This window comes from Arenibacter sp. F20364, from assembly GCF_023015905.1.
GTDB lineage: Bacteria > Bacteroidota > Bacteroidia > Flavobacteriales > Flavobacteriaceae > Arenibacter.
Genome location: NZ_JALKBD010000005.1, coordinates 18,472 through 39,700 on the forward strand (window position 1 = coordinate 18,472; position 21,229 = coordinate 39,700).

General features: G+C 40.4%; 15 protein-coding genes. 9 read left to right on the forward strand and 6 right to left on the reverse strand.

The window, feature by feature from the left end:
• Positions 1–18 precede the first annotated feature (18 nt).
• Complete coding sequence (locus MWU84_RS05260; RefSeq protein WP_246899088.1) at positions 19–1,527, forward strand: outer membrane protein transport protein; 1,509 nt, start codon at positions 19–21, stop codon at positions 1,525–1,527.
• Positions 1,528–1,679: 152 nt separating this feature from the next.
• Here the strand turns inward: MWU84_RS05260 and MWU84_RS05265 are convergent, their stop codons facing one another.
• Both MWU84_RS05265 and MWU84_RS05270 read right to left on the reverse strand, forming a co-directional pair.
• Positions 1,680–3,095: a T9SS type B sorting domain-containing protein gene (locus tag MWU84_RS05265; protein WP_246899091.1), complete on the reverse strand. Its 1,416-nt coding sequence runs from the start codon at positions 3,093–3,095 to the stop codon at positions 1,680–1,682.
• A 226-nt stretch (positions 3,096–3,321) separates the two neighbouring features.
• Complete coding sequence (locus MWU84_RS05270) at positions 3,322–5,127, reverse strand: T9SS type B sorting domain-containing protein (protein WP_246899094.1); 1,806 nt, start codon at positions 5,125–5,127, stop codon at positions 3,322–3,324.
• 137 nt (positions 5,128–5,264) lie between these two features.
• Here MWU84_RS05270 and folE point away from each other — a divergent pair, with 137 nt between their 5' ends.
• The 7 genes from folE to MWU84_RS05305 all read left to right on the forward strand — a co-directional run bounded on the left by folE (position 5,265) and on the right by MWU84_RS05305 (position 13,040).
• A complete protein-coding gene (folE, locus tag MWU84_RS05275) occupies positions 5,265–5,945 on the forward strand; it encodes a GTP cyclohydrolase I FolE (RefSeq protein WP_246899096.1) in 681 nt (226 codons plus the stop codon).
• 15 nt (positions 5,946–5,960) lie between these two features.
• A complete protein-coding gene (gene cysS, locus MWU84_RS05280) occupies positions 5,961–7,442 on the forward strand; it encodes a cysteine--tRNA ligase (RefSeq protein ID WP_246899098.1) in 1,482 nt (493 codons plus the stop codon).
• 23 nt (positions 7,443–7,465) lie between these two features.
• The gene (gene yidD / locus MWU84_RS05285) at positions 7,466–7,696 is read left to right on the forward strand and encodes a membrane protein insertion efficiency factor YidD (RefSeq protein ID WP_031442778.1); all 231 of its coding nucleotides are present in this window, start codon (positions 7,466–7,468) and stop codon (positions 7,694–7,696) included.
• A 230-nt stretch (positions 7,697–7,926) separates the two neighbouring features.
• On the forward strand, positions 7,927–8,895 hold the full coding sequence (gene lgt, locus MWU84_RS05290; protein ID WP_246899103.1) for a prolipoprotein diacylglyceryl transferase: 969 nt from the start codon (positions 7,927–7,929) through the stop codon (positions 8,893–8,895).
• 45 nt (positions 8,896–8,940) lie between these two features.
• Positions 8,941–9,432: a DUF192 domain-containing protein gene (locus tag MWU84_RS05295; RefSeq protein WP_246899105.1), complete on the forward strand. Its 492-nt coding sequence runs from the start codon at positions 8,941–8,943 to the stop codon at positions 9,430–9,432.
• Positions 9,433–9,511: 79 nt separating this feature from the next.
• The gene (locus MWU84_RS05300; protein WP_246899108.1) at positions 9,512–11,725 is read left to right on the forward strand and encodes a DUF5916 domain-containing protein; all 2,214 of its coding nucleotides are present in this window, start codon (positions 9,512–9,514) and stop codon (positions 11,723–11,725) included.
• A gap of 67 nt (positions 11,726–11,792) precedes the next feature.
• Complete coding sequence (locus MWU84_RS05305; RefSeq protein WP_246899110.1) at positions 11,793–13,040, forward strand: ATP-binding cassette domain-containing protein; 1,248 nt, start codon at positions 11,793–11,795, stop codon at positions 13,038–13,040.
• 50 nt (positions 13,041–13,090) lie between these two features.
• Here MWU84_RS05305 and secDF read toward each other — a convergent pair whose 3' ends face one another.
• On the reverse strand, positions 13,091–16,054 hold the full coding sequence (gene secDF, locus MWU84_RS05310; protein WP_246899113.1) for a protein translocase subunit SecDF: 2,964 nt from the start codon (positions 16,052–16,054) through the stop codon (positions 13,091–13,093).
• Between the two features lie 172 nt (positions 16,055–16,226).
• The gene (gene mdh / locus MWU84_RS05315; protein ID WP_246899115.1) at positions 16,227–17,153 is read right to left on the reverse strand and encodes a malate dehydrogenase; all 927 of its coding nucleotides are present in this window, start codon (positions 17,151–17,153) and stop codon (positions 16,227–16,229) included.
• A 297-nt stretch (positions 17,154–17,450) separates the two neighbouring features.
• Here mdh and MWU84_RS05320 point away from each other — a divergent pair, with 297 nt between their 5' ends.
• Positions 17,451–17,819, forward strand: a complete 369-nt coding sequence (locus MWU84_RS05320) for a hypothetical protein (protein WP_246899117.1) — start codon at positions 17,451–17,453, stop codon at positions 17,817–17,819.
• 16 nt (positions 17,820–17,835) lie between these two features.
• On the opposite strand, the gene MWU84_RS05325 is transcribed toward MWU84_RS05320, so the two are convergent.
• Together MWU84_RS05325 and gyrB are read right to left on the reverse strand one after the other, a co-directional pair.
• On the reverse strand, positions 17,836–18,849 hold the full coding sequence (locus tag MWU84_RS05325) for a DUF6588 family protein (protein WP_246899119.1): 1,014 nt from the start codon (positions 18,847–18,849) through the stop codon (positions 17,836–17,838).
• Between the two features lie 73 nt (positions 18,850–18,922).
• Positions 18,923–20,884 (reverse strand): DNA topoisomerase (ATP-hydrolyzing) subunit B, encoded by a 1,962-nt coding sequence (gyrB, locus tag MWU84_RS05330; protein ID WP_246899121.1) that lies wholly within the window; start codon positions 20,882–20,884, stop codon positions 18,923–18,925.
• Positions 20,885–21,229: the final 345 nt, after the last annotated feature.

Consider the following 21,229-nt stretch of genomic DNA (forward strand, 5'->3'; position numbering starts at 1 on the left):
CTTTCTAAATTAAATAAAATGAAAAGGAATTACACTTTCATTCTACTATTGGTATGTGCATTTGCCAGCGCTCAGAACATCAACGATGTTCTAAGGCTGAACGCAGAGAGTTCCTATGGAACAGCACGTTTTCAAGGATTAAATGGCGCATTTGGTGCCTTGGGAGGTGATTTATCATCCCTAAACGTCAACCCAGCTGGTTCGGCTGTTTTTAACAATAGCTTGCTATCCTTAACGGGATCAAATTACAATGTTAAAAATGATGCCGGCTATTACAACGGTAACTCCAGCACCTCTTTAAATTCACTGGATCTTAATCAAGTTGGAGGTGTTTTTGTATTCAAAAGTACCGATTCCAATTCTCCTTGGAAAAAACTTGCATTGGCATTTAACTATGATCTCATCAAAAATTTTGACGAAGACCTATTTGTTGCCGGGAATAGCGACCAGGGAATTGACAATTACTTTTTGGATTTGGCCAATGGAGTCCCATTTGGACCTCTTTTGATCCAGGATGGGGAGTTTATCGAAGAAGCCTACCTAGATATTGGAGCCAGTCTGGGATTTGTGGACCAACAAGCATTTTTGGGATACTACGGGGGTATAATAGACCCAGTAGATTTCTTGGACGATAATAATACCGATTATATATCCAATGCCAAATACGGTACAGTAAACCAAAATTACTCCCAGAGCACTTCGGGATATAATAGTAAATTTACGGCCAACTTGGCTTCGCAGTATGGCGACAATATATATTTGGGAGCATCCTTGAACATCCACAGTGTATTTATGGACAAGCTCACCCAAATATCCGAAAGAGGCTTTGATGCCGATTCGGAAATTCAGACTATCACCTTCGATAACTTTCTTAGGACCCAGGGAAATGGGTTTTCCTTTAGTTTGGGTGCCATTGGAAAATTGAACGAAAACTTCAGGATAGGCGGCAGTTATCAATCGCCAACCTGGTACCAATTATCGGATGAAACCTCTCAAAAAATAAATTCCGATCTGGCCGATAGCGATATTTCCTTTATCAATTTTAACATCATAAATGTTTTTGAGGATTACACTATCAAAATACCTGGAAAATTAACCGGGAGTTTAGCCATGATCTTTGGCCGGGATGGTCTTATTAGTTTCGATTATAGTTATCAGGACATGTCCAAAGCCGAGTTAAGGCCTGGATCAGATCCAAGTTTTGCCTCGGAAAACGACTTTATATCGGATAAGCTAAGTACTGTTTCAACCTTTAGATTGGGTGGGGAATACCGAATTGAAGCCCTAAGTTTAAGAGCAGGATACAGATTTGAACAAAGTCCGTATGCCAATGGGGGAACCATAGGAGATTTGAATGGTTATTCAGGAGGAATCGGTTACAACTTTGGAGGAAGTAGGCTAGACCTATCTTACAACTACTCCACTCAGGACATAAACAAACAGTTGTTTGATGTTGGCCTTCCCACACCGGCCAGTATTACCAATAAAAATTCTGTAGTAAGTTTAGGATATACCCTAAACTTCTAAAGAACACTATATTTTAGAAACGAAAAAGACGGGTATTTCCCGTCTTTTTTATATCGCATAAATGGTCTCAAGCCTTAAGGAGACGTTGGTTCACCTATCGTATTTCCATTTACCTACAGCTTTTGAAATATTGGCCTCCACCAATAATTTGATTATCGCTTCAAGGTAAAGTGGGTCCTAATAGAGCGCGCCACTATAATTCCGTCTTCATCACGGGAATAATCCATCCTAAACCAATAGTCCGATGAAGGCAAGGGTCTTCCATTAAAGGTGCCATCCCACCCTATTGTAGTTTCATCAATTTGCTTAAGGAGTTTGCCGTAACGATCAAATATAAATACAACGGGGTCGATCAAGGTCGAGATTCCATAAACATTCCAACGGTCGTGGATGCCATCGGCATTGGGCGTAAAAAATTTGGGATAGCCCACCACCAAGAATTCGATAGGCTCCGTAATTCCACAGCCATTTTTATCATTTATGATAACGGTATTTACCCCTGGCGGCACATTGTTAAAGACGGGGTCATCCTGAAACTCCCCGCCGTTAATGGCATATTCATAACTACCGTCCGGGTTCGCCACCACTATTTCCACAATATTGTTATCGGAAAGATCATCCCTAACGATTACTTCCTGAAGGACAGGCGTACCGAAATAGGTAATCAATATATCATCCCTAACCTCCTGACCAAAACTATTGGTAATCAAAACAAAATACCGCCCAGAATTGGGGCTGCTCACCACCAATTCCGCATTTGAAGGTCCAGATCCCGGCAGGGTGGCATCAATAGTACCGTCATCATCGTAATCCACCGTCCATTCAATACTTGCAATATCAGGTCCAACGGGAGAATTTAAAGCAGATAAGGTAATGTCCGGATCATCCTCACAGGCAATAATATCCAGTCCTAAAAACTCGTCCCTCAAAGTACAATCCAACGCGTTATTCTGATCGGCATCCACGGAACTGCCCGTAAAAGTTAACATAAAAGATTCGGCCTCATCGTCAAAATTGGTATTCCAGTTATTTATAAGAATATAATAGATTTCTCCAGCCTGTACATCCAACCATTCATCATAAGTGTTTTGACTTTGCTTTAAAAATGGAGCACCCACATCCCCATTCTCCGGATTAATTCCTAATCCCGTAAAACGCGTGTTATTGGTTTCGTAATTACAACGAATGGGCTCAATACTGCCAGTTCCAATTCCCAAGCAATCCACATCCGGTCCATAGACCGCAAAATCCCATTCCGCAGTAATAGTATTACCGGTAACCGGTAGGGCTTCTATATCAAAACCGACCTGCCCATCGGTTCCAGCCCTAAATACATACCATGAGGTGTTATTTTCTATGTTCGCGGAAATATTACTCCCTTTTTCAAGACATCCCGTTTGCCGAACAACGTCTGGATCAAAATCATCTATACCCCCACCATCTGCCGTACCCATAATGGGAGCATCGGCACAAACAGGAATAGCACTCCTACAATCAGGTGAGTTTTGTGCATCTATATTACTGACAAACAGAAACATAATGCATATAGAACAAATAAGTGTCCGCATAGAAATTGGGGCTAAAAACATACTTAAATCAAGTATAATAACTCTTATGAAAAAGATTTAGTATACCTAAGGTCTATTTTATCAAAAAAAATTGAACCCTGCCACATGCATTCGTTGAGACTATAGACAATCCCAGATACCCATCGTTTATTGGTGTATATTAAATTGTATTTGCGAAAAAAGTCAATAAGGTAGAATTAAATTACATTCCTTGACCTATTTACTATTAGCGTTTTAAAGAAAAATGATTATTTACATACTTGGCCATGATGCGTTGTCCATTCTGATCCATATAACTAAGCTTAAACCAATAATCATCCGAAGGCAATGCCACACCATTATAGGTGCCATCCCACCCCATGCTATTCTTGGACAATTGTTTAAGCAATTTGCCATACCTGTCATAAACCGTTAATACAGGATTTTCCAAACTGGAAATACCTACAATATTCCAAACATCGTTGGCCCCGTCTCCATTTGGAGTAAAGAACTTGGGATACCCTACCACAACTATGGTTTCCGAAGCAGTACCGCAACCATTTAAATCGTTCAACGTTACTTTGTGCATTCCCGAAAGTACCTTATAAAATATATTGTCTGACTGGTAAGCTCCGTCATCCAGGCTAAATTCAAAATCACCCTCCCTATCGGGTACAATTGTAATGGTATTGTTATCCTGCATGTCCTCAATCACCACCTCCTCAATATGCGGTGTATTTGAGTCATATACGGTAATTACAAAAGTATTGTCGCAAGCCGAAACGCCAAGTTTATCGGTAATTGTCAAGGAGTATTCCCCTCCTTCGTCCACGGTTATACTCGAAGTTAACTCGCCAGTACTCCAATGATAATTATAATCTGGATCTGGAACCATCTCCCCTATCACAGCATTAAGTTCCCCTTCACAGAGAAAGACCTCCCATGGAAAACTGTGAGTCAAAGGTTCGTGAACAGTAATTTTAAAATCTTGGGAAGCGTCATAACATCTGGGATTTTGAACCGAGGTGGCCCTTATGTATATCTGTTGTTCCCCGGTCTTAAGCTTATATTCCAAAGGCAGGGCATTCACTCCTGCATCCGCATCGTCAAAACTGACGTGATAGGAAATAATTACCTCGTTGCCAAGCTGACCGCCCAAGGCCATTTGGTCCTTGTCGCTCAAATTAAAATATTCGGAATCCAGACAAAGGTGCTCATCATCTACCGAAGAAGCTATAGGTGCTTCGGAAAAGCCAACTTGTACATCACTAATAATATTATTCTGGGATTGGGTAATGGCCTCCACCCGGTAAAAAGCAGCTTCCTGTACATTCAATGTAGCCGAGACTTCCCCGGGTATAACGGTATACCCATTTCCAACATTCTTGTACCACGTATAACTTACCACATCGACAGTGGTGGCATCCAAAACAATATTTTCATTGTTACAAGCGGCAATTGGAGGCCCTAAAAGATTATTGATTATGGAACAATCCAAGGCGTCATATGGGTTGGTAACAAAAATTTGACCTGTGAACTGAATGGAAAACCCGGAATTAATATTACTAAAATTATTGACCAATAGGTAGTAGTCCTCACCGGGCAAAACTTCCAACCAATCCTCATATTGAACATTATCCGTAGCCCCTTGGGGGTCTACCCCTACACCTATAAAACTATTGGCTTCCCTGTTATCAAAAAAATTGCACCTTATTGGGTCGCCCAGGGAATTGCAATCACTGGCCCTATACAAGGCAAAGTCCCAATCTTCATTGGAATCGAAACCAATATTAAATCCCAATTGCCCTGAAGCACCTGTCTTAAATCTATACCAGGCGGCATTGGATTCAATTGCCCCAGAAAGAGTTTTTTCCAAACAACCTGATTTGGCGGCACCTTTAAAGTCATCGGCACCAAAGCCATTGGTACCCCCGTTGACCGGTGTATTGTTACAGATAGGCACGGCATTTGAACAATCCGATGCCACTTGGGCTATAGCCAAAGTAGTACCTAGACACCAAATAATACCAAAAACGACAACCAACCTGTTCATGAATACCTACAAAATTTGGGAATTTCAAAAGTAACCCCCCATTTTTGTTAACACTAATTTATGTTGTGTAACTAAGCAAACATGGTATAAAGTGGCATATAATGTATATCTTTGCTGCCTTAAAAAGCAATATTTTAATGAAAATCGACAACGCATTGGAAAAGCATTTTGAAGAGTTAGGGGACGATCACGTTTCCGCTGCTGAGGACACACCTTTACGTAAGGATGCATTTGTGCTAAGTGATGAGGAAAAAATAGCCCGCATCAGGGGCAGTGTAAACGAAATAATGCTGACTTTGGGCCTTGACCTAGAGGATGACAGCCTAAAGGGAACACCAAATAGGGTGGCCAAAATGTTCGTCCAAGAAATTTTTGGGGGACTAAATCCTAAAAAACGGCCTAAATCCTCCACCTTTGACAATAAATACAAGTACGGTGAAATGTTGGTGGAAAAAAACATTACACTCTATTCCACCTGCGAGCATCATTTGTTACCTATTGTGGGAAAAGCCCACGTGGCCTATATATCCAAAGGAACGGTTGTAGGACTATCCAAAATGAACAGGATCGTGGATTATTACGCAAAAAGACCACAGGTCCAAGAGCGACTAAATATTCAGATCGTAAGAGAACTTCAAGAGGTTTTAGGTACGGAAGATGTTGCCTGTGTTATAGACGCCAAACATTTATGTGTAAATTCCCGCGGTATACGTGATATTGAAAGCAGTACCGTAACGGCCGAATACGGCGGTAAATTTAAAGAAGAGGCCGTTAGACGAGAATTTTTGGACTATATAAACATTGATACTAAATTTTAATTGTCCCGCTTAAAAATGCCTTTGTACCAAACTCAAAAATTAAAAGTTTACAATTCCCTTTCGGGAAAAAAAGAAGATTTTGAACCTCTAAGCGAGGGTTATGTAGGAATGTACGTCTGTGGACCTACCGTTTACAGCAATGTACATTTGGGCAACTGCCGTACCTTCATGTCTTTCGATATGATCTTCAGGTATTTAAAGCATTTGGGATACAAGGTGCGTTACGTCCGGAATATTACAGATGCCGGACATTTGGAAAACGATGCGGAAGACGGTGAGGATAAGATTGCAAAAAAAGCGCGATTGGAACAATTGGAGCCAATGGAAGTGGTACAACAATATACCCTAGATTTCCACGGAATACTGCAAAAATTCAACTTATTGCCCCCAAGTATTGAGCCTACCGCTACCGGGCATATTATAGAGCAAATAGAAATCATAAAGAATATTCTAGAAAAAGGATATGCCTACGAAATTAACGGGTCTGTTTATTTCGATGTTGAGAAATTCAACAAAACCAATGAGTACGGTAAACTAAGCGGGAGAAAATTGGAGGATATGATTGCCAATACGCGGGAATTGGCTGCTCAGGACGAAAAAAAGAGCCCTCAGGATTTTGCTTTATGGAAAAAGGCGGAAACCCAGCATATTATGCGCTGGCCCTCGCCTTGGGGCGATGGTTTTCCAGGATGGCATCTGGAATGTACTGCCATGAGTACCAAGTATCTGGGAGAAACTTTTGATATACATGGCGGGGGTATGGACCTTAAATTTCCACATCACGAATGTGAAATTGCCCAGGCCGAAGCTTGTAACGGTCATGCTCCTGTAAAATATTGGCTACATGCCAATATGTTGACCTTGAACGGTAAAAAAATGGCCAAGTCCACTGGAAATAACATCTTGCCCAATGAGATGTTTTCCGGAGAAAACAACATTCTAAGCAAACCATACACTCCTTCTGTAGTGCGCTTCTTTATGATGCAGGCACACTATACCAGTATTTTGGATTTAAGTGACGAGGCACTTTCCGCATCCGAAAAAGGGTTTCAGAAGTTGATGGATGCCATAAGTAGCTTGGAAAAACTAACTACCAGTTCATCTTCCAGCTTCAATGTGGAGGAATGGAAACAGAAGGGTTACGATGCCATGAACGATGATTTCAACACCCCCATGCTTACGGCCAATTTATTTGAAGCTGTGAAGCACATCAATTTAATAAAAGAAGGCAAGGAAACAATAACAGAAAAAGACAAGGAACTTTTTATTGAGACCATGCATAATTTTGTTTTTGATATATTGGGATTGGAAAATCAGAACAGTGCTATGCTAAATTCGGATAAATTAGGCAATGTAATTGGCCTACTCATCCAATTGCGAAATGAAGCACGGGCCAATAAGGACTTCTCCACATCGGACAAAATAAGGGATCAATTGGCGGAGATGGGCATTCAATTGAATGATGGTAAAGACGGCACCACCTTTAGTCTTTCTTAAACGAGGCTGCAATTTTTAATACTATGGCATTTATAAAAAAAATATTAATTGCCCCATTTGTACTATTGGTGAAATTTTATCAGAATTTTATCTCACCCCTTACCCCGGCCTCCTGTCGCTATTCCCCCACCTGTTCACAATACACTTTGGAGGCCCTACAAAAACACGGATTGTTCAAAGGAGGTTGGCTAGCCCTAAAGAGAATTTTTAGTTGCCACCCTTGGGGAGGAAGTGGATATGACCCCGTTCCATAGTTGCCTTGTTACCTCTTTTCTAGTTTCCAGTTCTGTTTTCCAGCTCCAAAATAATTATCGAAATCTACATGGAGCTACTGTAATATCAGTACACTTCCGTAATCATATAGTGATTCATTGATATATTGTTTTAATTATAAATTGATCCAATACCAGATTTCCAAATTAACCTATTTCCGCCCACCATTCTTTGCAGTATTTACTTATCTTAGTCCCTTAAAAAATTGTAGATGTACTTTTTAGGCTTTACCTGGAACCCCGCCGATACACTTTTTAAAATTGGGGTAATACAAATAAAATATTACAATCTTCTTTGGATAATAGCTTTTGCATTAGGCTGGTATCTTATGAAGAAGATCTTTCTAAAAGAAAAAAAATCCCTTGAACAATTAGACTCCCTTTTTATTTATACCGTTTTGGCCACCATGTTGGGTGCCCGGCTGGGACATGTGTTCTTTTACGATTGGCCCTATTATCAAAACCATTTATTGGAAATACTATTACCAATAAGGGAAAGTGCGGATAGTCAACTGTTTGGATTTATTAATGGTTACGAATTTACAGGATTTACCGGCTTGGCCAGCCACGGGGCCGCTATAGGAATAATTATAGGCATGTACCTCTATACCAGAAAATTTCCCGAATTTAAAATTCTTTGGATTCTGGATCGCATTGTTATTCCCGTATCCATTGGCGCTTTTTGTGTTCGATTGGGGAATTTCTTCAATTCCGAGATCAACGGTAAACCAGTGGAAAAGTCCTTTGCCCTGGCCACTAGGTTCATACGCGACTCCGACGATATGCCTGCTTACAAAGCCTTGTCCATTACCAAGGAAAAAACGGTAAATGCCGCATATAACCTTATCGAAAAAGATCCCAGGTATGCCGAATTTTTAGAGGCTATTCCCTATAGACATCCAGCGCAATTATATGAAGGGTTTTGTTATATTTTTGTCTTTGCCATTTTGTATTATCTATACTGGAAAACAGATAAAAAAGATAAACTTGGGTACCTTTTCGGGCTATTCCTGGTACTTTTATGGACAGTGCGCTTCTTCGTGGAATACGTAAAGAAAAGTCAAGGTGGATTTGAGGAATCACTTGGATTGTTGTCCACTGGACAATGGTTAAGTATACCGTTCATTTTAGTTGGGTTTTACTATATGTTTAGGCCAATATCGGGCGCCTCAAAAAAGTAGACGGACAAAGGATCAAATACACATACACCAATAAGAAATTGTAAAATGGGAAATAATAAAATCTATCTACTCCTTGTTGTATGTTTTATTATTCAGCTTTCCTGCAAGGAAGAAACTAAAAAAGCTATAAAAACAGCCCCGGTCACCTTTAAAAAGGAAGGGGACCTACGCATACTGAAAAAGAAATCGGATTCCCTTCTAACGACTCTGGATATAGAGATAGCGGATACGGACTATGAAAGGGAAACCGGACTTATGTATCGGAGTTCCATGCACCCTACACAGGGCATGCTATTTGTTTTTGAGGATGTTTCCATGCATTACTTTTATATGAAAAACACTGAGTTCCCTTTGGACCTTATTTTTGTGGATGAACAAATGCGCATTGCCAGTTTTCAAAAAAATGCCGAACCTATGAACGAAAACAGCTTATCCTCCAAAGTTCCCGTAAAATATGTCCTGGAAGTAAATGCCGGTTTGGCGGATAAATGGTCTTTGGCCGTAGGGGATTCCATAGTTTATACAAAAACACCATAATCGACTCCTAATATTGCTGGTTTGGGATTGTAAGTAGTGCCTTCCAAATGGTTCCAATACTCATAAAATTCCTATTTTAGTGAGTTCAACCAACAAAAGAACCAACACATTGTCAGCTTCAAAAAGACTATACCTAACTTTCCTGTTTATTGTCCTTGCACTACCCGTCATAGCACAGAAAAAAAATGAGGCGTATCGTCTGCATATCCGTAAAACCAATTCCCTCATACATGTAGATGGAAAAGGTGATGAGAAAGCCTGGCAAGAGACCGATGTGGCTACCAACTTTTTTATGGTACTACCTATGGATAACGGTCAGGCAAACGAACCATCTGAAATTCGTATGACCTATGACGAAAACAATCTATATCTTTTAGCCACCTTCTATAACGCCACCAAAGGATCTTATTATGTAGAGTCCTTGCGGCGCGATTTTATCTTTGGTAAAAATGACAACTTTTTACTGTTTATGGATCCTTTCAATAATCAAACCACCGGTTATTCCTTTGGCTCCAATGCCGCAGGAGCCCAATGGGACGGAACCATGTACGGCGGCGGAAGTGTAGATCTAAATTGGGATAGCAAATGGATCTCCGCGGTAACCAGTGATGCTGAAAAATGGGTATTTGAAATGGCCATCCCTTTCAAATCCATACGTTATGAAGACGGGGTAACGGAATGGGGCATTAATTTTAGTCGATTGGACTTAAAATCGGGCGAAAAATCCAGTTGGACCCCCATTCCGCGACAGTTCCCTACGGCCTCACTGGCCTATACGGGAACATTGGTCTGGGATTCCCCTCCTCCCTCCCCCAGTACCAATTTTTCCATTATCCCTTATGTTTTAGGAGGCATCAACAGGGATTTGGAGAACAACACTGAAACGCAATATGACAAAAAAATTGGAGGTGATGTTAAATTCAGCCTGAGCACTTCCTTGAATTTGGACTTGACGGTAAATCCAGATTTCTCACAGGTAGAAGTAGATCGCCAGGTCACCAATCTTGACCGGTTTGAACTTTTTTTCCCTGAAAAACGACAATTCTTTTTAGAGAACGGGGATCTATTTGCCAACTTCGGATACGCCACCATACGTCCCTTCTTCTCCAGAAGAATTGGTTTGGGCGTACCCATTAGAGCCGGCGCCAGGGTTAGCGGAAACCTAAATAATAAATGGCGCATGGGGCTAATGGACATGCAAACCGCCAGCGTAGAGGATACAGGGCTTCCCAGTCAAAATTTCGGGGTACTTTCACTTCAAAGAAAAGTATTTTCAAGGTCCAGTATCGGTTTTATGTTTGTCAACAAGGAATCTATAAATTACCCCCAAGACACGGATTCCCTTAGAACAATTTTTCCGAAATTCAACAGAAATGTAGGAATGGAATACAATTTGGCCTCCCCAAACAACCAATGGACAGGGAAGGCCTTTTTTCTTAAGTCCTTCGCGCCCAATAAACAAGGCAATGGCATCACCCAAGCGGCCCATTTGGAATATAAAAGCCGTAAATGGAATTGGCGTATACAGGAAGAATCGGTGGAGGAGGATTATACGGCTGAAGTTGGTTTTGTACCCAGAAATGGCTACGTGAACATCACTTCCTATGTAGGCCATCTTTTCTTTCCTAAAAAAAGTACCATTTTAAGCCATGGCCCAAAATTAAGTACGAGTTATTTTTTTAATGAAAAAATAGAGCGAACAGATAATATAAACCTTTTTGAATACCTAATCGATTTTAGGGACCGCTCAAAATTCAATTTGGGGGTAAGCGATGAATATGTAGAATTACTATCTCCTTTTGACCCTACAAGATCTGGCAAGGAATCCTTGGACGTTGGAACCCAGCACCATTGGAATGCCTATACTTTCGATTTCATTTCCAAGCCGCAAAGTATGTTTACGTACTCCATTGGCGGGCGTTTTGGAGGATATTACTCCGAAGGCAACAGAACGAGCCTTATTAGCGAATTGGGTTACCGTTTTCAACCCTTTGTAAGTCTAAGCAGCAATTTAAGTTATAACCATATCCATCTACCAGCGCCTTGGAACAACACAGAATTTTGGCTAATTGGTTCGGAGGTAGATGTCACCTTTACCAACAAATTATTCTTCGCCACCTTGTTCCAATACAACGAGCAATCGAAGAACTTTAATCTAAATTCCCGATTTCAATGGCGCTATAAGCCGGCTTCAGACCTTTTTTTGGTATACAGCAACAATTACCTTATTGAACCCTTTGAAGGAAGGAATTGGGCCTTGACATTAAAATTCACTTATTGGTTCAATAAGTAAACCCGGAAACTCCAAGAAACCTAATTATCAAATATTTTCATATGAAAAGTATAAAATGCCATTAACCATGAATAACAAAATACATTGGGCAGTATTTATTAGCAACCACTCCCAAAAGGAACAATTCATAAAAAATGTATTGGAGGGACCCCTTCCACCCGGATTTGAATCCCTCGAGAATTTGGACGGAGCCCTATTTTCCAAAATAACCTTAAACGAGTTTATTGACGAGGAGGAAAGGCATGGCATCCAGATAATCAATAAAAATTCACAACAACTGCTCAAGACGATGTCCAGCGGGGAACAAAAGAAGGCCCTGTTGAAATATATCTTTCATTTAAAGCCCGATTATATAGTTTTGGACAACCCCTTCGACAATTTGGACAAAGACGCCCAGAAAGACTTAAAAGCATCCCTTGACCATATTTCACAAAACACCTTGATAGTTCAGCTCATAAGTAGAAAAGCAGATATTTTACCGTTCATAACCCACGAGATGGTTTTGGACGGATCCACCATAAGGAAACTTGAAAGAGAAGTAAACACCGATAAGGAAAATAACCTATCAATAAACTCTTCCTTTACAGGCAGAATTCCCACGCCAATTACCCCTACGGATTACAAAGACCCTATTTTGATAGATTGCCAGGATATAAGCGTAATATACGGGGACAAAAAAGTACTGGACAAAATTAATTGGACCATAAAAAAGGGAGAGTTTTGGCAACTTATAGGCCCAAATGGAAGTGGAAAATCCACATTACTATCTATGATTACAGGTGACAACCACAAAGGCTACGGACAGCAACTGTACCTTTTTGGCCAACGTAAAGGGACCGGTGAAAGTGTTTGGGACATCAAAAAAAGAATCGGGTACTACACCCCTGCGATGACGGATAAATTTTCAGGTTTACACTCTTGTCTCAACATGGTCATCTCCGGGATGAACGATTCTGTTGGACTCTATCTTAGGGCCACGGAAAACCAAAAGGCCCTTGCCAAGGAATGGCTTATAATTTTGGATATGTGGCACCTAAGGGATGTTCTTTTTGCAGACCTGTCAGCAGGACAACAACGTATGGTCATGACCGCTAGGGCCATGATAAAACATCCTCCCCTACTGATTTTGGATGAACCTACGGCCGGGTTGGATGATGAAAGTGCAGCGCTTTTTATATCCCTTGTCAATAAAATTGCCAAGGAAAGCAAGTCGGCCATTGTCTTTGTATCCCATAGAAAAGAACCAGGATTGGAACCCCAATTTATCTACGAGCTACAAGCATCACCCGAAGGATCCCAAGGAAAAATAATATAAAAAAAGGCCGCTAGTCAGCGGCCTTTTGTATTATAGTCGATTAGAGTTTACTACTCTTCCTTTCCTATTTGAGTTTTCTTCTTCAATGTATCGAACATTACTGGAGTAGCAATGAACAAGGAAGAATAAGTACCAACAATGATACCTATAATCATGGCGAACATAAATCCTCTTAGGGATTCACCGCCAAATATGAATATTGCCAACAAAACCACCAAGGTAGTCATGGAGGTATTCAAGGTTCTACTTAATGTACTGTTAAGGGCCAAGTTGGTATTCTCGCCTGCTTTCCATCCCTTTTCAGCTATAATCTCCCTAATACGGTCGAATACTACCACCGTATCGTTCAATGAGTAACCAATAACCGTTAGTATTGCCGCAATAAAGGCCTGATCAATTTCCATATTAAAAGGCATCAACTTTCCAAATATGGAGAACACACCCAAAACAATTAATATATCATGGAATACGGCTGCAACAGCACCCAAAGAGAACTGCCATCTACGGAACCTGAATAGAATATAAAGGAATACTACCCCCAAAGAACCAATAATCGCCAAGAAGGCATTCTTTTTAATATCATCCGCAATAGTTGGACCTACTTTAACCGATTGAAGTATTCCTATGGAATTCTCTCCGCTTCCGATAATAAAATCGTCGAAACTGGTGCCATCCGGCAAATATTTTTGTAGGGAAGTATAGAGTTTATTTTGAATTTCATTATCCACCTCGATTCCTTCAACATCTACCTTATAAGCAGTAGTAATCTTTATTTGATTGGCCTCACCATAAGTCTTAACATTGGTGCCACTGCCAAAAACAGTGTTTAATTCTGAAGCGATTTCAGACGGGTTTACCATCTTCTCAAATCTTACCGTGTAAGAACGACCTCCAAGGAAATCGACCCCTTGCGGTATGCCTTGTGTTAATATTGAAAATAGACCTATCCCTACTAAAATAGAAGAAGCTATATAGGCAATCTTTCTCTTGGACAAGAAGTCAATATTGATATTCTTGAAAAGGTTCTTGGTCATGGTCGTGGAGAAATCCAATTTTCTTCCTTTTCCACTCACATACCAGTCAACCAAAAGTCTAGTGATGAATATGGCCGTAAACAATGAGGTAACTATACCGATCAATAAAGTGGTCGCAAACCCTTTAATAGGACCAGAACCAAATACAAATAGTATCAAGGCCGTTAGACCAGTAGTAATGTTGGCATCCAAGATCGAAGAAAGTGCATTTCCAAAACCATCTGCAATGGCCTGACTCTGTCCTTTTCCTTTTGCCAACTCTTCTTTAATACGTTCAAAAATAAGTACATTGGCATCCACGGACATACCTATGGTCAATACAATACCTGCTATTCCCGGAAGGGTCAGTACAGCATTTAAACTTACCAATACCCCAAAGATCAACAAGATGTTCAATAGAAGGGCGATATCTGCAAAAATCCCCGCTTTTCCATAGTAGAATACCATCCATACCAATACAATGGCCATGGCGATCATAAAGGAAAAGAATCCACTATTGATAGCCTCCTGTCCTAGAGAAGGTCCTACAATTTCCGATTGAATTATTTCTGCAGAAGCAGGTAGTTTACCAGCTCTTAATACGTTTGCAATATCTTTGGTCTCGTTAATGGTAAAGGTCCCCGTAATCTCCGAACGACCACCAGAAATAGGCCCGGAAGAAACACCTGGAGCAGTATACACCTTATTATCCAACACGATAGCAATACCGGTCTGATTGTTAAAGGCATCCCCTGTTAATTTTTCCCATTCCTTGGCACCTTTGGTATTCATGGTCATGGTAACCGCAGGCTTGTTATACTGGTCAAAAGTATCCGAAGCATCGGAAACAACATCCCCACTAATTCTAGGCGTATTGTCCCTATTGGATTTTAAGGCATATAATTCAACAACTTCCGAACCTTCGGTTGGACGTTCCCAAACAAATTTAACAAACTGAATATCCGCAGGAATCAATCTTCGGATTTCCTTCATTCTAAGGTATTCCCCAATTTTTGCCGTATCCTGAATAGCAGCGCTAACCAAGGCATTTCCATTAGGATTCGCTGGAATCAATAAACTGAACAATGGATTTACATCTTGTGAAAAGTCCAATGAATCTTGTGCAACATCGGACAACAAAGAATCCAATTCAGATTCTGGCTTAACAACTTCTTCCGGCTTTTCAACCTCTACCAAAGTCTTTAACCTCTCGTTGGCAGCCTGCAAAAAGTTACTTAAACTAGGGTTACTTTGTTTATAAGTTTCCCAAAACTCCAATTGAGCCGTACTGGACAATAAATCCTGCGCACGTCCTATATCCCTTGCACCTGGCAATTCTACCAAAATACGACCAGAATTTCCTTCTCTTTGAATATTGGGCTGGGTAACACCAAAACCATCGATACGCTCGCGTAGTACTTCAAAAGCAGAAACAATGGACTCGTCAATCTTCGTTCTTATGATAGGCTTTACCTGATCATCGCTCATTTGAAAATTAATGACATCGCTCAACCCTTTATTGGCAAAAATATCGGGAGAGGCCAATTTGGTTTCTCCTTTAATATTATCAAAAGATTCAAAAAACAGATCTATATAGGTAGCATCACTATTTTTGGAAGCGTTGTCGGCATCGGCCAAAGCTTTATTAAAAACCGGATTCTTGGTATTGTTGGCGAGTCCTTTTAATATATCCTTTACAGATATCTGAAGGGTAACATTTATCCCACCTTTTAAATCCAGTCCTTTATTCAGTTCCTTTTTCTTGGCTTCGTCATAATTGGTATATCCTAAAATGGAATTCCCTCCTATGGAATCCAAATACCTTGCTTCAAGTGCTTCCCTTTTTTCAAGGTAATCCTCTTCAGATTCCGAAATTTTGTTGGTAGCAAAGACAGTTGCTTCCTTTTCTACTTTATTGGTAATAAAAGTGTAGGATAGCTGATAAATACTAACTAGCCCAAACAAAAAAGCGAAAAGCTTTATAAGTCCTTTATTTTGCATTGGTTATATATTAATTTAAAATGGTATTCTTAAATAGCGTGCAAATATATTATTTCCCATAGGAACTAACAATATATTTATCAGTTTTATAAAATAAGGGCATCCGCCCCGTTCCGATGGTAATCGGAAACATATGGGACGGATGCCCTTAGTATTTGGCGACCCCAATAAATTATAGGGCCAGAAGACCATTTGTCTTTCTTACTCCCTCTGCACTTTCCTGCATTTTCGCTTTTTCGGCCTCGGCCAATTCTATTTTTACAATTTTTTCGATGCCATTTTTACCCAAAAGTACAGGGACACCAATACAAATATCATCTAAACCGTACTCCCCTTCCAAAAAGGCTGAACAAGGGAACATCTTCTTCTGATCACAAGCAATAGCCTGTACCATGGAAGAAACAGCAGCACCTGGAGCGTACCAAGCACTAGTACCCAATAATTTGGTAAGTGTAGCTCCTCCTACTTTAGTATCCTCAGAAACTTGCGCTAGGCGCTCTTCTGACAAAAACTCGGACACTTTGATACTATTCCTAGTAGCATGTGCCGTTAACGGCACCATACCTGTATCGCTATGACCTCCTATTACCATACCATCCACATCGGAAATTGGAGCCTCCAATGCCTCGGCCAATCTGTATTTAAACCTAGCACTATCCAAAGCACCACCCATTCCTATAATCCTGTTCTTGGGCAAATTAGTAGTCTTATGAACCAAATATGTCATGGTATCCATTGGATTACTAACGACTATCAAAATAACGTTGGGAGAGTGTTCTATTAAATTGGAAGAAACCGTCTTTACAATACCGGCGTTTATCCCGATCAACTCCTCACGGGTCATTCCCGGCTTACGAGGAATACCAGAAGTAATAATAGCCACGTCGCTTCCTGCTGTTTTGCTATAATCGTTCGTAATTCCGGTTATTTTGGTATCAAAACCATTCAATGAAGCTGTTTGCATTAAATCCATGGCTTTGCCTTCAGCAAAACCTTCCTTAATATCCAACACAACTACTTCTGATGCAAAATTCTTTATAGCAATGTACTCTGCACAACTCGCGCCTACAGCACCTGCTCCAACAACGGTAACTTTCATTATAAGGTTATTTTAAGTTAAATTTTATCTCCCAAAAGTACTGATTTTTAACAGAACAATACCACCATATTCATAGAAACCATCTAAATTTTATTGGCAGTAGGATTTTGAATTTTTCATAAATAGGAAGAATTTTGATTGGCAAAGTGAGGCTTATCCAAATTTATACTGAACGTAATAAAAAGACCTTTCATCGAAAAAAGTTAAAATACCGTTCCATACGTCGAATTAATATAATAGAAGGATGAAACTCTGCGTTCAATATGAAGTACCCAAATCAAAGAAAATTCCTACAAAATGAAAAAAATATTTTCATTCTTGGGCATTATTGGTATCCTACTTGCCAGTAATTGCACAAGAATTACAGAAAACAATGATCCGGTTATTGGGATATGGTCCCATACTTCGGCGGATGGTGGCACCACCCAAAAACAGACCGTAAAACAGGAATGGATCTTTAATGATGCCTATCTCGGCAGATACCATACCTATCACAACAAAAATTTAACGGTTATTTCGGACTTTAGTTGGGTCCATAAGGATAGCGTATATGTTATTTCTTATCCCGGTCTTGATAAAGAGGAGGATATAGTACTCATGACAGAAACCGAACATGGGATTATCCTTGCCGATAAGGAAGGTAAGATATTGGCAATAAGGGAATAAAGGGTAAATTTTGGATTTATCTAAATCCAAAATTTACTCCTACAGTTAGGTTATTAAATTCTGCCAGCGAATAATCGGCATGTAACCTAAAGAAGCCAAGTTTTAATTTGACACCCAAAGTTCCCGAGACCCCGCTGGCCTTTCTGGTCAAAGAAAAAGGATCCACGTAGGTTTCTTGAAATGGCCCAGACTGTACATTGTAGGTTCCCAAAACATCTGTTGTAGATTTTCCGGAGACATATCCTATACCTCCATAAAAGTTAATGACCGGAAGTTTAGTAGATGCCAAGGCTTGAACGGTTAATACATTTATATCCACATCTATCTTCTGACCACTGCCATCTACAATATTACTGTCCGTAAAATCATAAGTTGCATTCAAATGCGTATAACCTACCACAGCCGAAAGCGCAACGGGCAATACTTTGTCCGCAGGCAGCAATTTAGAAAAGTCATATTGAAGGCCTGCGCCATATAGGCCCAAAGCAACATCTTCCGTATCAATTTTAGGTAAAAACCTCGCCTTGACTTCCAAGCCTTTGACCAAGCCTACACTTACCTGTAAAAACGCGGAAGGAATAAAGTTGATATTTTCCGAAGCAAGTCCAGTAGGCAATTCAAATTCTTCCCGTGTTGTTACACCAGGGGCCAACTCTCCTTCAACAAACACATCTATCCCTTCCAAATCCCCTAAAGCCGTTGAAACCGGCTTGGAAGAACTCCCATCTACGAACTGCAGATTTTCATAATCAGCTGTATTTAGAACGAAAGTCTTTTTGTCTTCCTTATTTTTAAAAGAAGTCATATTACCTATTATGGAAATCTCAAAACCACCCAAAGGTTTCGAATCTGCGCTATTGTACCATCCATTGGACAAACCATAAATTGCACCCTCGGATACTGGCCCTAAATAACTATCGACAAATCTTTCGGCATCATCCTCACCGGCAGCAAATAACTCGTTGACATTGGATTGTGAAAATCCAGCTGCGCTTAAAAACAAAATTCCTGTTAAAAATATATATTTCATAACTAATAGATTTTTGTTAAAACTAAAAAACTCGCACCACTGGTGCGAGTTTTTGTTGTGTATACACTATTTCTTATGCATCAATGTTCGCATAAACCGCATTTTTCTCAATAAACTCCCTTCTTGGCGGCACCTCATCCCCCATTAACATAGAGAATACTCTATCTGTTTCCGTGGCGTTATCGATGGTTATCTGTCTTAATGTCCTAAATTCAGGATTCATGGTCGTGTCCCATAATTGCTCTGCATTCATTTCCCCAAGACCCTTATAGCGCTGAATACCAACACTTCCGTTAAAACTCTCTGCAATTTCATCCCGCTCCTTATCGGACCAAGCATACCTCTTTTTAGCTCCCTTTTTCACCAAATAAAGAGGAGGGGTTGCTATATAAACATGCCCGCCTTCGATCAATTCGCGCATGTATCTAAAGAAGAAGGTCAATATCAAAGTTTCAATATGACTACCATCGACGTCCGCATCACACATAATCACAACCTTGTGATAACGCAATTTATCCAAATTCAAAGCCTTGCTATCGTCCTCTGTTCCAATGGTAACTCCTAAGGCCGTATAAATATTTTTGATCTCCTCATTCTCAAAGACCTTATGGGTCATTGCCTTTTCAACGTTCAAGATCTTACCCCTCAATGGAAGGATAGCTTGAAAAGCCCTATCCCTTCCTTGTTTGGCAGTACCACCCGCAGAATCTCCCTCTACAAGAAACACTTCGCACAATGCAGGGTCTTGCTCAGAACAATCCGATAATTTTCCAGGTAGGCCACCAATGCTCATCACCGTTTTACGTTGCACCATTTCACGGGCCTTTGTAGCTGCATGTCGGGCCTGAGCTGCCAAAATTACTTTTTGGACAATTGTTTTGGCATCATCTGGATTTTCCTCCAAGTAATTCGTCAACATTTCCGAAACTGCCTGACTTACTGCTGCAGATACCTCTCTATTACCTAATTTGGTCTTGGTCTGCCCTTCGAATTGTGGTTCCGCCACCTTTACGGAGATAATAGCCGTTAAACCTTCCCTAAAGTCATCGCCCTGAACCTCGAATTTTAATTTTTCCAACATTCCGGATGCATCCGCATATTTCTTCAATGTTGAGGTCAAACCCCTTCTGAATCCAGCTAAATGCGTCCCACCTTCATGAGTATTGATATTATTGACATAAGAATGAAGGTTCTCTGTATATGAAGTATTATAAACCATGGCAACTTCCACAGGAATATCGTTCTTTTCCCCTTCCATAGAAATTACGCTACGAATAAGCGGCTCGCGATTACCATCCAAAAATTTGATAAATTCCTTCAACCCTTCTTCAGAAAAGAAACGTTCGGTGACAAAACCGTTTTCACTTTCCTTATCCTTTTGCCTTCTATCCACAAGGGTAATAGCAACACCTTTGTTCAAGAAAGAAAGCTCGCGCATTCTATTGGCAAGGGTCTCATAACTGTATTCCACAGTCTGGGTAAATATCGTATCGTCCGGTGTAAAAGTAACAATGGTCCCCCTCTTATCGGTTTCTCCAATAGTTTTCACGGGATAAAGCGCTTTACCCTTGCTGTATTCCTGCTCCCATATTTTACCATCCCTATGTACTGTCGCTCTCAGATGTTTGGAAAGTGCATTGACACAGGACACCCCAACACCGTGAAGACCACCTGAAACTTTATAGGAATCTTTATCAAATTTACCTCCGGCACCTATTTTGGTCATAACTACCTCCAAGGCAGAAACACCTTCCTTCTTGTGAAGGTCTACAGGGATTCCCCTACCGTTATCCTGGGTAGTGATCGAATTGTCTTCGTTAATGGTTACGCTAATCTCATCACAATGGCCGCCCATGGCCTCATCAATGGAGTTATCCACTACTTCATAAACCAAATGATGCAAACCACGCACCCCTACATCACCTATATACATGGAGGGCCTCATACGCACATGTTCCATACCTTCCAAGGCCTGGATACTATCTGCGGAATAATTGTTCTTTTTTTGCTCGTCTTTATTTGCTTCTTCGCTCATAAATAAATACTTATTTCATTATAATTTTAGCAATCCTACAAATATACGCAATACCCTATGAAATATAGGGTTGATGACGAATATAAGTTGCTAAGTTATCAACAAAAATTGTGGAAAAATACCAATCGATATATAAGGTGACTAAGTGGGTTCTATCGACCCATTTCGGCCCGTTCCAAATAACAATCAAACAAGAGAACGCACCATAAGGATGGCCTTACAAAATCAACCTAAAACACCGAAAGTAAACTACCTCGGGGAAAGCCCGTCTGCCGACAAAATCAAGCCTACAAGGCATGGAAAGAACCCTTATTTTAGATTTTCAAGCCCGCCTGAATGGAACGG

Bases quoted from the DNA above. Each gene is read 5' to 3' on its own strand.
- MWU84_RS05295 (WP_246899105.1), top strand. From the start codon at position 8,941: ATGGGAAATAATAAAATCTATCTACTCCTTGTTGTATGTTTTATTATT.
- folE (WP_246899096.1), top strand. From the start codon at position 5,265: ATGAAAATCGACAACGCATTGGAAAAGCATTTTGAAGAGTTAGGGGAC.
- gyrB (WP_246899121.1), bottom strand. From the start codon at position 20,884: ATGAGCGAAGAAGCAAATAAAGACGAGCAAAAAAAGAACAATTATTCC.
- MWU84_RS05270 (WP_246899094.1), bottom strand. From the start codon at position 5,127: ATGAACAGGTTGGTTGTCGTTTTTGGTATTATTTGGTGTCTAGGTACT.
- yidD (WP_031442778.1), top strand. From the start codon at position 7,466: ATGGCATTTATAAAAAAAATATTAATTGCCCCATTTGTACTATTGGTG.
- cysS (WP_246899098.1), top strand. From the start codon at position 5,961: ATGCCTTTGTACCAAACTCAAAAATTAAAAGTTTACAATTCCCTTTCG.
- lgt (WP_246899103.1), top strand. From the start codon at position 7,927: ATGTACTTTTTAGGCTTTACCTGGAACCCCGCCGATACACTTTTTAAA.
- secDF (WP_246899113.1), bottom strand. From the start codon at position 16,054: ATGCAAAATAAAGGACTTATAAAGCTTTTCGCTTTTTTGTTTGGGCTA.
- MWU84_RS05325 (WP_246899119.1), bottom strand. From the start codon at position 18,849: ATGAAATATATATTTTTAACAGGAATTTTGTTTTTAAGCGCAGCTGGA.
- mdh (WP_246899115.1), bottom strand. From the start codon at position 17,153: ATGAAAGTTACCGTTGTTGGAGCAGGTGCTGTAGGCGCGAGTTGTGCA.
- MWU84_RS05260 (WP_246899088.1), top strand. From the start codon at position 19: ATGAAAAGGAATTACACTTTCATTCTACTATTGGTATGTGCATTTGCC.
- MWU84_RS05320 (WP_246899117.1), top strand. From the start codon at position 17,451: ATGAAAAAAATATTTTCATTCTTGGGCATTATTGGTATCCTACTTGCC.
- MWU84_RS05305 (WP_246899110.1), top strand. From the start codon at position 11,793: ATGAATAACAAAATACATTGGGCAGTATTTATTAGCAACCACTCCCAA.
- MWU84_RS05265 (WP_246899091.1), bottom strand. From the start codon at position 3,095: ATGCGGACACTTATTTGTTCTATATGCATTATGTTTCTGTTTGTCAGT.